We start from the raw sequence: 11703 nt of genomic DNA, 5'->3' as shown, positions 1-11703 counted from the left end.
TTCGACTAGAACCGGGATTCAAGGGACGCGGGCAACCGCAGCTAACTAGTGTGATACCGGTCGGGACCTCGTCCGGAACCGGCGCATTAGGGGATGGGTTCGAATGATGAGTGCTTTGTTGGCCGCTGGGGCCCTTGCCATGCTGGCCGGGCTTGGAGCGATCGCCTGGGGTATTCCGGTCAAGGAATTCAGCATGGGCAACACGCTGATCCTGTCGGGAACCCTCGGTGTCTGCAGCGGGCTCATCCTGTTCGGCTTGGCAGCCGTGCTCGGTGAGCTGAAGATCATCTCCCAACGGCTGCGGCAACGCACCGCATTGGAGGCGGACGTCAGGCCGCTCCAACTGCCGGGCGCCGGCAACAAGGCCGAGCTCGAGCCTCCCCCGGCGCCTCCGACGGAGGACGTCTGGCGCGAGGGCGGTTCGCCGCGGCCACGGCCGCGGATGCCCGACCTGTCATCGCCTTTGTCGTCGTCCCCTTTGCCGTCGTCGCCCTTGTCGTTGCCGTTGTCCGCTTCCTTGCGCGCGGCGGAGCCGGCGCAGGAGGCCGACGAGCCGTCGGCAGAGCCGGCCGAGCGGCCCCGGCGCAATCTGCTGTTCACATCCTCCTCGCGCCGCGAGCGGGAACGCGCGGAAAAGCGCGCCGGCGAGCCGATGCCGACGGATTTTCGGTCGCCGCCTCTCAGCGAGCCGCCGGCCGTGCCGCTCGACGAGCCCGCGGCTGCCGAGCCCGGCTCGCCGTTCGAGAACAGCTGGTCGCGGCCGGAGCGGGCGCGGACACCGGACGCGCCGCGGCCGCCATTCCCCCGGCGACTGGCGCGTGCCGCGCCGGCCTTCGTCGAGCCCGAGCCGGCCCCTGCTGCCGAACCACGGGACATGGACGCGCCCGCCGTGAGCATCGTGAAGTCCGGCGTCGTCGATGGGATGGCGTATTCGCTCTATTCGGACGGCTCGATCGAAGCGCAGATGCCCGAGGGCATGATGCGGTTCGCCTCCATCGACGAGCTGCGGACCCATCTGGAAGGCCGCACCTGACACGGATCAGGGCCGAATAAGGCGGGATACGGGACACAGTACTTGGGTGAGGAGAGTCTTCTCAAGAAGAAGTCCTCACCTTCTTGTCATTTCGCCAGTCATTTGCCCATATTGCTTGGAAAATCGTAAGACAAAGCGGCCGCTCGGCAGGGTGATACTTGCGAACGAAGTGGGCGCGCGGGAGCGGGGGTGAGTTTTCGATGACCGAAGCGGCCGGCAAGAGCTTTATCGATCTGACGGCCGACATCGTCTCGGCCTATCTCAGCAACAACCCGACTCCGGCGGCGGAGATTCCCTCGCTCATCAGCCAGGTGCATGCCGCGCTCACGCGCGTTGCGGCCGGGCGCAGCGAGCCGGCGCCCGAGCCGGCCCGGCCCGCCGTCCCGGTGAAGAAGTCGATCCATCCGGACTATCTGGTCTGTCTCGAAGACGGCAAGCGCTTCAAGTCGCTGCGGCGGCATCTGCGCACGCAGTACAACATGACCCCGGAGCAGTATCGCGACAAATGGAACCTGCCCGCGGACTATCCGATGGTGGCACCCAACTACGCGGTGACCCGGTCGCAGCTCGCCAAGAAAATGGGCCTGGGACAGCAGCGCCCGGAGCGTGAGAAGTAGCAGCCGGACCGATCAGGATGCCGCAGCGAGCGCTTCGCGAGCGTCCCGGCGGATGCGCTCCACCATCGAGCGCAGGCCATTGGAGCGCTGCGGCGTGAGGTGCTCGCGGAATCCGAGTTCCTCGAACACGGCGGGCGCATCGATGGTCATGATCTCCTGCGGCGTCCGTCCCGAATAGAGCGTCAGCAGGATCGCGATCAGGCCGCGGACGATGTGGGCATCGCTGTCGCCGAGATAGTTCAGCACCGGCACGGCGCGGCTGCCATCGACGTGCTTCGACAGCCAGACCTGGCTCGCGCAGCCCTGCACCTTGTTGGCGGCGGAGTGCTCGTCCTCGGGCATCGGCGCCAGGGTGCGGCCGAGCTCGATCACGTATCGGTAGCGGTCGTCCCAATCGTCCAGCAGGGCAAAATTGTCGCGGATATCGTCGATCGTCATGGTGCTCTTCGGTCCCGTCCAGACCCTGATATAGGCGTTCGGGAGGACGAAAGCGACACTCGGTTCCGCTGCAATCAGGGCGTCGTCGGCAGATGCCATTCGGCGGCGAGATCATCGGCGGAGAGCGTGTCGGCCGGAGCGTCGCTTGCGGGAACCTCCTCGACCGCCGGCGGATCGATCGAGCCGGTTTGATCGTTGGCGCGCCTGTTGAGACTGGCGGGCTTCACCGGGCCGATGAACTTGTCGGCGGCGGTCGGCTTCTCTGCGGTTTCGGGCTTGTCGGTGATGATCTGGTAGATCTTGCGCGCACCTTCCTGGGCGCGGTGACCGATCACGGTCGCCGCCTGGCCGCCGACCTCGCAGGCCTGCGGCTGGCGCTTGCAGAACTGGCTCATGTCCGAGACGGCCGCGGTCGCGGCCTGCACCGCCTCATGCGCATTGATCTGCGGCAGCTTGTCGGTGTCCGGGCTCTTCTCGCGCGGCAGCAGCACCAGCACGAGCCCGAGCCAGAATGCCATCCGAAGCAGAAAGAACATCACGCAACCCCGACCGGGCTGCTGATCTCGCGTCTGTCCTGACCGCGCCAGCGAGATCGCAGCTGCTTTGTTTTATGTCGCGACTGCTTGCATTGGGCTTAATTGGTTGAGAATTCGCGAAACCGGGCGCCGAACTTTTTTCGACGTAAATTTTCCGTTGGCACGCGCCGCGTGCGTCTTGCAACCGGCTGTAGATCGCGGCGCTTTCGCAACCGTCGCCGCGGCCGGAAACGATGCATTCACCATCCCGGCTGAATGGCCTCGCCACCGCAGCCGTGCCCTTAGCGTTCGCTTAATGCGAGTCTGACACGGTGACTTACGACGACAGGGGGCGTCCCGGCGCGTTCTCTCTTCTCGAGAACAAACCGACAGGCCGAGGCGCGAGAGCCGTGAGTGTGTTGAGTATCATCCGCGATTGTCTCGATGCGTTATTGCATCCATCGGCTCGAACTGATGCGATGACGCGCGCGCGCCATCGCGCCTTCATCGCGCCGCGCCTGCTTGGCAGCCTCGCCGTGTTCGCGGCGTTCCCGGCCTATCTCGCGATGCGCGGCGCGCCGAGCGCGTTGGAAGTCGGTGCCTTCGCGTGGCTGATCGCGCCGATCCTGCTGTCCTGGTATCTGTCGCGCACCGGTCGCTATGAGAGCGCCTGCGCGCTGTCGTCGCTGGCGCTGTCCGCACTGATCATGGCGGTGTCGATCAAGAGCGGCGGCATCGACTCCTTTGCAGCCGTGTGGCTGATCGTCATCCCCTTGGAGGCTGCGTTCTCGGCATCGCGCCGCGTCGTCGTGTTTTCCGCTGCGCTCGCACTGTCATGCGCGCTGCTGTTGATCTTCATCGGGCATTTCGGCTGGCTGCCGAAGCCCGAGACGAATCCGGAGTTGCGGAGCACGCTGCTCGCCTTCGGCGTCGCTTCCGCCACGCTCTACGCGGCCGTGCTCGCCTTCGCCGCCGACACGCTCGCGCGCACCAGCGTGACGCTGCTGTCGATGGAGGAGGAGCGCTATCGTCTGCTCGCCCGCAACATGAGCGACGTGATCTCGCGCCAACGCCGCAACGGAGCGGTCATGTTCATTTCGCCGGCGGTCGAGACGCTGCTCGGAGCGCCGGTGGCTCAGCTGCATGGGCATGGCCTGTTCGAGCGCGTCCACGTTGCCGACCGGCCGGCCTATCTCACGGCGCTGTCGGAAGCTGCCGGCGGCAGCGAAGCCTCGAGCGTCGAGTTCCGTCTGCGGCGTGATGCGCCGGGCGAGGGCCGTGGCGCGCATCAACCGGTCGATTTCATCTGGGTCGAGATGCGCTGCCGACCGCTCGATCGCGCCGGCCTGACGAAGGGACCGGAGCAGGAAGTGGTCGCCGTCATGCGCGACGTCACCGATCGCAAGCTGCAGGAGCAGGCGCTCGAGCTGGCACGCAGCGCGGCGGAGCGCGCCGACGCAGCCAAGACGCGGTTCCTCGCGACCATGAGCCACGAGCTGCGCACGCCGCTCAATGCCATCATCGGCTTCTCGGAGATGCTGATGCAGGAGCAGGCGCTGGTGCTGAACGCAGCCCGTCGCCGCGAATACGCGCAGCTGATCAACGATTCCGGCCAGCATCTGCTGTCGGTCGTGAACGGCATCCTCGATATGTCGAAGATGGAGTCCGGCAATTTCGAGATCACGCCGGAGCCGTTTGCGCCGCGCGCGGCCCTGATCAATTGCTGCAACCTGCTGGCACTGCGCGCGCGCGAAAACGGCGTCGATCTGTCGGCAGATGCGCCGCATGATCTGCCTGTCATCACCGGCGATCCGCGCGCCTTCAAGCAGATCGTGCTCAACCTCGTTTCCAACGCCATCAAGTTCACCGAGCGCGGCGGCCGGGTGGCGGTGTCCGCCGGTGTCGATGGCTCGCGCCTGCTGATGCGAATCACGGATACCGGCGTCGGCATAGCGGCCGACGATCTCAAGCGCATCGGCGATCCCTTTTTCCAGGCCGGCAAGACCTATCAGCGCCGTCACGAGGGAACCGGACTCGGTCTCTCGATCGTGAAGAGCCTCGTGAACTTGCACGGCGGCGAAATGTCGATAGAAAGCAAGCTCGACGAGGGGACGACGGTCACGATCGCCCTCCCGATCAATTTCGTCGCGGAGGCGACCATCGGCGCCACCATCACGCCGCTGCCACCTTCGCGCTCTGTCCAGACAGGGCAGGTGTTTCAGGTGAAGAAGAGTGCCTAGACGAGCTTCAGAGGATGATCCGGCGCCGCCGCGCCGTCGCAAGCGCGCCACTGCGGCCGCCGCCGTGGTCGAAGCTGCTGATGGTCGCGGCTGGCTGATGCGGGCCATGCTCTACAGTCCGAAGGATCTGTTTGCCGGCATGCTGGCCTGCGCCGCCGTCAGCGCGATCATCGTGAATGCCGTGTTCCTGCAATCGGGGCCGCATCCGGCGCCGATGTTCGGTTCCATTGTGACCATTCCGCCCGTGCTCGCCAGCTCCAACCCGTTGCCGCGGCCTCGGCCGATGGAAGCCGCGATCTCTCCCTTTGATCCGAAGGTGATCGAGACCCGTCCAGCCGAACAGAGGGCGGCCGATCAGCGAACGGCGGATGCGCGGTCGGATCAGAAATATGCCGACCCCCTGGCGGATCTCGTCAGGTCGGTCAGCGGCGGCCAGGGCAACACGCCGCGCCCGCAGCCCACGCAGCAGGGCGGCAATGCGCGCCGCGTCGCCGCCATTCAGCGTGCGCTGACCGAATATGGCTACGGTCAATTGAAGCCGACCGGGATGATCGGTTCCGATACCCAGACCGCGATCCAGAAGTTCGAGCGTGAGCGCAAGTTGCCGGTCACCGGCCAGGTCTCGGACCGCCTGGTGCGCGAGCTTGCAATTGTCATCGGTCACCCGATCGAATAGAGCAGGCCGTCGGCTGCGCATGGCAGCGCGCTTTCATTCTGGCTTGAATCATCATGCGCTTGAAAACGAGCATCTGGGTCAGCGCCTATCTCCGGCGCTGCCAGTCGGCCGGCGTGTTCGGCGCGGTCAGTCGCCGCGGCGCGGAGGAGGCGGGCGCCGTCTTCATCAAGGTCGCGTTGATGGATCGCACGGCTCAGCTCTACGTGCCGGCGCCGCAGACCGTCTATGACGATAGCCGGCCGTTCGAACGCCTTTTCGTGCCGGCGTCGCCGCAGCCGATGGCAGAGTTCGAGGTCGACGAGCGTCTCCGCAAGGAGCTGCGCTTCGACCCCGATGCCTGGATCGTCGAGACCGAGGACAAGCAGGGCCGCCATTTCCTCGATCTCGCGCGCGAACAACCGTAATCCGCTGTATCGGCAGCCGGGACGGCGCTCTGCCCGAAGGCCGCCTCGTCAGCGTTTGAAGCCTTCGGTTCCCGTGCGCACGATCGGCTTGGAAGGGCCATGCGTGCCGGTCCGCGCGGTGCTCGCGCGGACGTGCTGGCGCTCATCATCATAGAGCGCGGTGCGATGCTTGGCCCTGATCGCCGCCATGGCCGAGCCTCGCCATGCCGCCAGCATGATCAACGCCGCGCGCTCGCTGAGACGCCCGTAGAAGCGGGACAGCCTGAAAACGGTCTGGACCGACTGACCGATCTCCGGCTTGAGGAACAGCAGCACCCGCTCGAACACCGGTGCGGGCATGCCCAAGGCCTTCGCGGCGCAGGCGAGCGGCTCGCCGCTCGGATCATTCACGACCTCGAGGGTGATGCGTGCAGGCAGGATCAGGCTTTCGCCGAGCTCGGTCGTGAACGTTTCGACGTCGGCATTGAACGCCGCCATCTCCAGCGCCTCGATCGCGTGCGCCGCGCGGTGCTGCGGCGTCGGCGCGGCCGGCTTCAGCGGTGTCGTGGCGAGATTCTGCAGGATGGTGATGCGCTCGTTCGGCGCCGCGCGCATGAACATCTCGCTGAGCTCGGCGGCATCCTTCGGCTGCATCGACAGCCCCGGGGCGGCCGCGTCATCCCGCGTCGTCATCCTGGACGGCGGCGATCGCAGCGCTACGGGAAGGGGGCCTGCGAGCGACAGCGCCGTCTCGTCCTGCGCCGGGCGCAGCCCGAGCTTCTTGAGGATCTCGACCGGCGTCGCCGGATAGATGGCAAGGCGCGCCCGCACCGCCGCACGGGTGGCATCATCGACGTCGTCGACGAGCCGGGAGGCCAGCTCGACGAATTGCCGCTCCTCATCGGCGGAATGCGCGCTCGCCTGAACATAGAGGTCGGTCAGCACGCGCAGCAAGGTCGGCTTGATGTCGACTCCTTCGCGGCGCGAGAGCGTGAGCAGCCCGTCGAAGCCGGGGAACAGCGATGATCTTGTCATGTCGGGTACGCAACTTCGGCAATCGTTGCGCGGATTAGAGCCCAGTTGTTTTAATGGGCCGTTAAGGAAAATAATCGGTGAAGATGGGCCGAAATTGCCCGGTGAGACAAAGGCGCAACGCTGGCTCGCCATTTCCCCGGCCTCTGCACGCGATCCGTGTTCATCGTGTGCGCATTAAGAACCTCTTAACCACGTCCTGATCTTAATCGACCCGTTCGATGATCTCGCCTTGGCCTCGTCACGCGGCCGGCCTGATCTTCGCCGCGCCGGATGCCTCCTCGCTGCTTCATGAGCTCGGCATTCGTGATCGTCAGTTGTGCGTGCCCTCTTGCCTGCGAAGTTCGGGCGATGGGGAGGTTTTAGGGGGTAAGAACTTCGGGCACGAAAGAGAGTAGACATGGCGACCATCATTGAATTCCCGGCGGACGTTGCGCGCCGCGCGCGGCCTGCCGTGACCGGCGCGCCGCAGGAGGGCATGGGAACGATCCTGATTCTCCCCGTCGTTCGGATCGAGCGCGAGAGCACGACCGACGATCGCGGCCCCCGCGAGGGCACCGCTCCGAGCCGCCGCCGCCGTCGCCGCTGACCATCCGGGGGAATGGGAATGCCGGCCATGATGCTTCCGGTCCGGCGTGTAGCGCCGATCCTTGCAGTCCTTCTCGTTGGTGAGCTGCTCAGCGCCTGCAGCGGCGGTGACTTCGGCCGCACCCGCGCCGATATGCGCAACGACGACATGCATAAATGGATCGGGGCGGAAGCCACCGCCAGCGTCGGCGTCAAGCCCTCGCAATTCCAGCTGACCGACAATGAGCGGCAGCTGCGCGATCTCGCTTATCCGCTGATCGAGCCGCCGCATTCGCGTCCCGCCTGGAAGGCCGTGTTCGGCGACTATCAGCCGTCAGCGTCACCCTGGCGCCAGAAGGTGGTGTTCGACCGCACCGCCTATGGCCGCGCTTTGATCGACGAGCCGCACCGCTCGCATGCCTCGCGCTATCAGCAGCTGATCGACGACGTGCGCGACGACATCACGCGCTTCGAGCCGTTCTTCGCCTCAGCGATCCGCGTCATCGACCTCGACCGCAAGCGCGATGCCAGCATGAAATACATGACCGAGCTGTCGCCGCGCGAGAAGGCGGATGCGGTCGCGCGCATGCAGGAGAATTCGCTGATCGTGCAATGGGTGCAGATCAGCCTGGAACAGCGAGTCTCATCCTATCGCTGGGCGCTGGAGCGGCTGGTGCTGCAGGCACCCGACGGCATGGCCGCCGACGCCGATCGCCTCATCAATGAGCTGGCCGCCCAGACCGCCAATCCGCCGGTCGCCGCGCGGCCCCTCATCGAGCGGCCGCTGACCACGCGCGGCTGACTAAGCCGACGGCACTTTGACCCGGCGCCGTTCCGGCTTGGCCGGCACCCGCTTTTGACGCCTTGCTGCCGCCCGCTGCTTTTGCGGCGCTGTCGCCCGCAACGTCGCGATCAGCGTCTTGAGCGCCTCGGACGGTGCGTGCGACGCCGGATAGGCCAATCCCACCTGACGCTTCAACGTCAGCTCGATCTCGCGGACGGCGACGTCGTTTCTGTTGTGGACGACGCCTTCGGGCACGATCGCAACGCCGACGCCGGCGGCAACGAGAGCCAGGGCCCAATCCTCGGTTTCAGCAATGGCGGCAATCTCCCGTGGCTTGCCGCCGCGCCCGGCCAGCGCGCTGTGCTCGCAATGACAACGGTCGATCATCGCGATGTCGGCGAGATCGGCCGCCCGCAGGCGCGGCTTCAAGGTGAGCGGATGGGCAAGCGGGAGGGCCGCAACATAGCGCTCACTCCACATCGACAGGAAATGCTCGCCATCGCCGACGAGGCTCTTTGCGACAATGCGCGCGTCGGCCGGCTCGGTCGGAGCGACGATGTGAAGCTTGAGATCCCGGCGCGCCGTGAGCGGCTTGAGCAGCGCCGTCACGCGCCGTCCGTCGAGGGTGCGCATCAGGCCGAGTTTGAGCACCTGCTTCGGGGCGCCGTGCCGGAACAGGTTGCGGGCTGCATCGGCCTCATCGACGATGCGGCGGGCGATCGGCTGCAGGCGCTCGGCTGCCTCGAGCGGCACGACGCCCTTGCGATGGCGAAGGAACAGCTCTGCGCCGAGCTCCGCCTCGAGATTGGCGATCGCCAGCGAAATCGACGGCTGGGATACGAAGCAGCGCGCCGCGGCCTTCGTCAGGCTTCGTTCCTCGAACACGGCGGAGAAATAGCGGAGCTCGCGGATATCCATAGGAGAAGCCTATGATTGGTATCATTCAACAATATTTTACTTATCGCACGGCGATCCGCAAGGATGCGCAGGATTTCAAAGGACAAAGCCTGGGAGGAGATCGATGCGCGTCCACCACATCAATGCGGGGACGATGTGCCCACGCGGAGGCCGGCTGGTCAGCGGCAGCGGACGCCTGTTCGCGCGCGCCCGCCTCGTCTGCCACTGCCTGCTGATCGAGAGTGACGACGGCCTGGTCCTGGTCGACACCGGCATCGGTGCTGCCGACATCGCCGAGCCCGCACGATTGGGGCGGCGCTGGGTAAGGCAGGCCGCGCCGCGGCTGGATCCATCCGAGACGGCGCTGCAGCAGGTGAAGGCGTTGGGCTTCTCGCCCGGTGAGGTCAGGCACATCCTGCTCACCCATCTCGACCGTGACCACGCCGGCGGCATCGGCGACTTTCCCAGAGCGAAGGTGCACGTTCATCGCAAGGAGCATGCAATGGCCGTCGAGGGGGCGCCGTCGCCGCCGCGCGGCCGCTATGTCGCCGGGCAATGGCGCCATCGGCCCGACTGGCAGTTCTACGGCGACGACGGCGAGGACTGGTTCGGCTTTCGCGGCGTTCGCGCGGCCGTCGATCGCAGCGGCGATATCCTGATCATCCCGTTGCCGGGCCATACGCCCGGGCATTGCGGCGTGGCCGTGCGTCGCGGCGACAAATGGCTGTTGCACGCCGGCGATGCGTATTTCTTTCACGGACAGCTCGACGCACGGCCGCGCATGCCGCTGCTGCTCGGGCTGTTTCAGCGCAAGGGTGATCTGGACCGCGCCACGCGCGTCGCCAACCAGGAGCGGCTGCGGCGCCTCAAATGCGATCATGGCGACAGGATCACGATTGTGAACAGTCACGATCCCGTCGACTACGAATCATGCGGCTGTGCTGACCGGCCGCGCCGCTCACTCGGGCCTGAGAAGACGGAATGATTCGTCCAGCAGATGCGGCGTATGCTTGCCGGCGGAATCGCGGCAGGCACGTTCGAAGTAGTCCAGCAGCGCCGGCTGGAAGCGCGGATGCGCGGTCTTTTCGATGATGATGCGGGCGCGCTGTTTCGGCGACAGGCCGCGCAAATCGGCGAGGCCGCGCTCGGTGACCAGGATCTGCACGTCGTGCTCGGTGTGGTCGACATGGGTGACCATCGGCACGATGCAGGAGATGGTGCCGTTCTTGGCGGTCGACGGCGTCATGAAGATCGACAGATAGGCGTTGCGGGCGAAGTCGCCGGAGCCGCCGATGCCGTTCATGATGCTGCTGCCGCGGACATGGGTCGAATTGACGTTGCCGTAGATGTCGGCCTCGATCATGCCGTTCATCGCGATGACGCCGAGCCGGCGGATCACCTCGGGATGGTTGGAGATCTCCTGCGGCCGCAGCACGATGCGGTCGCGCAGGAACTCGATCTCGCGGTTGAACTCGATCGCAGCTTCCGAGCTCAGCGACAGCGCGGTCGCCGACGCCAGATCCATGCGGCCCGAACGGATCAAATTGAGCATGCCGTCCTGCAGCACCTCGGTGTAGGCGGTCAGATGCGGAAAGGGGCCGTCATCGAGCCCGGCCATCACGGCGTTCGCGACATTGCCGACGCCGGACTGCAGCGGCAGCAGGTTGCGCGGCAGGCGGCCCTGCTTCACCTCGTGTTCGAAGAACTCCAGGATGTGGCCGGCAATGGCACCGGAGACATCGTCCGGCGCTGCAAAGCTGGTGTTGCGGTCCGGTGCATGGGTCTCGACGACGGCGATGACCTTGTCCGGATTGCAGCGATAGGTGGTTTCGCCGATGCGGTCGCCGGGCGCCACGATCGGGATCGGCTTGCGATGCGGCGGCAGCCGGGTGCCGTAATAGATGTCGTGCATGCCGAGCAGCGCCGGGTTCATCCACGAATTGACCTCGATGATGACGCGGTCGGCCAGATCGAGCCAGGTCTTGTTGTTGCCGATCGAGGTCGAGGGGATCAGCCGCCCGTCCGGGAGAATGCCGGCGCATTCGATCACGGCGACGTCGAGATGGCCGAGAAAGCCGAACCACACGAACTGCGCGACATGGCTGAGATGCAGATCGATGTAGTCGATGCTGCCGGCGTTGATCCGCTGCCGCGTCGCCGGGTCGGACTGATAGGGCAGGCGCAGGTCGATGCCGTCAGCCCTGGCGAGCGCACCATCGAGTTCGGGTGCGGTGGAGGCTCCGGTCCAAACGCCGATGCGGAATGGCTCGCCGCGCGCATGTGCCGCTTCGATCCGGCGCGCCAGCGCGAGCGGCACCGCCTTGGGATAACCGGAGCCGGTGAAGCCGCTCATGCCGACATGGCTGCCGGGCTCGACCAGCGCGGCGGCATCCTCCGCCGACATGACCTTGGCGCGCAGCGCCTGCGACATCACCTGCGATGAACTCATCGTGCCAACTCCGTGCGCGATCGTTCGGACCGCCAAAACCCGCGCTGTTTAGGATGTGCAATTCGCGGGTGA

At 66.0% G+C, this 11703-nt stretch carries 13 protein-coding genes; 8 read left to right on the top strand and 5 right to left on the bottom strand.

Translation table 11 applies throughout. The annotated features are described in order from the left end of the window. Positions 1 to 103: 103 nt before the first annotated feature. The gene (locus S58_RS24085) at positions 104 to 1033 is read left to right on the top strand and encodes a hypothetical protein (protein WP_015667987.1); all 930 of its coding nucleotides are present in this window, start codon (positions 104 to 106) and stop codon (positions 1031 to 1033) included. Positions 1034 to 1233: 200 nt separating this feature from the next. Further along, entirely contained in the window at positions 1234 to 1650 is a 417-nt protein-coding gene (locus S58_RS24080; protein WP_015667986.1) for a MucR family transcriptional regulator, read from the top strand. A gap of 12 nt (positions 1651 to 1662) precedes the next feature. Here the strand turns inward: S58_RS24080 and S58_RS24075 are convergent, their stop codons facing one another. Together S58_RS24075 and S58_RS24070 are read right to left on the bottom strand one after the other, a co-directional pair. Further along, a complete protein-coding gene (locus S58_RS24075) occupies positions 1663 to 2088 on the bottom strand; it encodes a SufE family protein (protein ID WP_042340893.1) in 426 nt (141 codons plus the stop codon). A 74-nt stretch (positions 2089 to 2162) separates the two neighbouring features. Further along, positions 2163 to 2624, bottom strand: a complete 462-nt coding sequence (locus S58_RS24070) for a DUF5330 domain-containing protein (RefSeq protein ID WP_015667984.1) — start codon at positions 2622 to 2624, stop codon at positions 2163 to 2165. A gap of 458 nt (positions 2625 to 3082) precedes the next feature. Here S58_RS24070 and S58_RS24065 point away from each other — a divergent pair, with 458 nt between their 5' ends. The 3 genes from S58_RS24065 to S58_RS24055 are packed head-to-tail and all read left to right on the top strand — an operon-like array spanning position 3083 to position 5923. Next, on the top strand, positions 3083 to 4843 hold the full coding sequence (locus tag S58_RS24065) for a PAS domain-containing sensor histidine kinase (RefSeq protein WP_015667983.1): 1761 nt from the start codon (positions 3083 to 3085) through the stop codon (positions 4841 to 4843). Beyond that, entirely contained in the window at positions 4836 to 5519 is a 684-nt protein-coding gene (locus S58_RS24060; protein WP_015667982.1) for a peptidoglycan-binding domain-containing protein, read from the top strand. The genes S58_RS24065 and S58_RS24060 overlap by 8 nt, the downstream gene beginning before the upstream one ends. Positions 5520 to 5572: 53 nt before the next feature. Next, positions 5573 to 5923 carry a DUF1491 family protein gene (locus tag S58_RS24055; protein ID WP_015667981.1) on the top strand — a complete coding sequence of 117 codons (351 nt, stop codon included), beginning with the start codon at positions 5573 to 5575 and terminating at the stop codon, positions 5921 to 5923. A gap of 48 nt (positions 5924 to 5971) precedes the next feature. Here S58_RS24055 and S58_RS24050 read toward each other — a convergent pair whose 3' ends face one another. Next, positions 5972 to 6937, bottom strand: coding sequence for a DUF2336 domain-containing protein (locus tag S58_RS24050; protein ID WP_015667980.1), 966 nt, complete (start codon positions 6935 to 6937; stop codon positions 5972 to 5974). A gap of 397 nt (positions 6938 to 7334) precedes the next feature. On the opposite strand from S58_RS24050, the gene S58_RS24045 reads away from it, so the two are divergent. Further along, positions 7335 to 7523 carry a hypothetical protein gene (locus S58_RS24045; protein WP_015667979.1) on the top strand — a complete coding sequence of 63 codons (189 nt, stop codon included), beginning with the start codon at positions 7335 to 7337 and terminating at the stop codon, positions 7521 to 7523. 30 nt (positions 7524 to 7553) lie between these two features. Next, the gene (locus S58_RS24040; RefSeq protein ID WP_083938826.1) at positions 7554 to 8303 is read left to right on the top strand and encodes a hypothetical protein; all 750 of its coding nucleotides are present in this window, start codon (positions 7554 to 7556) and stop codon (positions 8301 to 8303) included. Here the strand turns inward: S58_RS24040 and S58_RS24035 are convergent, their stop codons facing one another. Next, positions 8304 to 9203: a LysR family transcriptional regulator gene (locus S58_RS24035; RefSeq protein WP_015667977.1), complete on the bottom strand. Its 900-nt coding sequence runs from the start codon at positions 9201 to 9203 to the stop codon at positions 8304 to 8306. A 103-nt stretch (positions 9204 to 9306) separates the two neighbouring features. Between S58_RS24035 and S58_RS24030 the strand changes: the two genes are divergently transcribed. After that, a complete protein-coding gene (locus tag S58_RS24030) occupies positions 9307 to 10167 on the top strand; it encodes an MBL fold metallo-hydrolase (RefSeq protein WP_015667976.1) in 861 nt (286 codons plus the stop codon). Here S58_RS24030 and S58_RS24025 read toward each other — a convergent pair. Next, positions 10141 to 11631, bottom strand: a complete 1491-nt coding sequence (locus S58_RS24025) for an acetyl-CoA hydrolase/transferase family protein (protein WP_015667975.1) — start codon at positions 11629 to 11631, stop codon at positions 10141 to 10143. The genes S58_RS24030 and S58_RS24025 overlap by 27 nt on opposite strands. Positions 11632 to 11703 lie beyond the last annotated feature (72 nt).

The sequence above is a fragment of the Bradyrhizobium oligotrophicum S58 genome (assembly GCF_000344805.1).
Classification (GTDB): Bacteria; Pseudomonadota; Alphaproteobacteria; order Rhizobiales; family Xanthobacteraceae; genus Bradyrhizobium; species Bradyrhizobium oligotrophicum.
This window is presented reverse-complemented; position numbering and strand designations above follow the sequence as displayed.

Coding starts and splice junctions, on each gene's coding strand:
- S58_RS24025 (WP_015667975.1), bottom strand. CDS start 11,631: ATGAGTTCATCGCAGGTGATGTCGCAGGCGCTGCGCGCCAAGGTCATG.
- S58_RS24075 (WP_042340893.1), bottom strand. CDS start 2,088: ATGACGATCGACGATATCCGCGACAATTTTGCCCTGCTGGACGATTGG.
- S58_RS24030 (WP_015667976.1), top strand. CDS start 9,307: ATGCGCGTCCACCACATCAATGCGGGGACGATGTGCCCACGCGGAGGC.
- S58_RS24085 (WP_015667987.1), top strand. CDS start 104: ATGATGAGTGCTTTGTTGGCCGCTGGGGCCCTTGCCATGCTGGCCGGG.
- S58_RS24040 (WP_083938826.1), top strand. CDS start 7,554: ATGCTTCCGGTCCGGCGTGTAGCGCCGATCCTTGCAGTCCTTCTCGTT.
- S58_RS24055 (WP_015667981.1), top strand. CDS start 5,573: ATGCGCTTGAAAACGAGCATCTGGGTCAGCGCCTATCTCCGGCGCTGC.
- S58_RS24035 (WP_015667977.1), bottom strand. CDS start 9,203: ATGGATATCCGCGAGCTCCGCTATTTCTCCGCCGTGTTCGAGGAACGA.
- S58_RS24065 (WP_015667983.1), top strand. CDS start 3,083: ATGACGCGCGCGCGCCATCGCGCCTTCATCGCGCCGCGCCTGCTTGGC.
- S58_RS24080 (WP_015667986.1), top strand. CDS start 1,234: ATGACCGAAGCGGCCGGCAAGAGCTTTATCGATCTGACGGCCGACATC.
- S58_RS24050 (WP_015667980.1), bottom strand. CDS start 6,937: ATGACAAGATCATCGCTGTTCCCCGGCTTCGACGGGCTGCTCACGCTC.
- S58_RS24045 (WP_015667979.1), top strand. CDS start 7,335: ATGGCGACCATCATTGAATTCCCGGCGGACGTTGCGCGCCGCGCGCGG.
- S58_RS24070 (WP_015667984.1), bottom strand. CDS start 2,624: ATGTTCTTTCTGCTTCGGATGGCATTCTGGCTCGGGCTCGTGCTGGTG.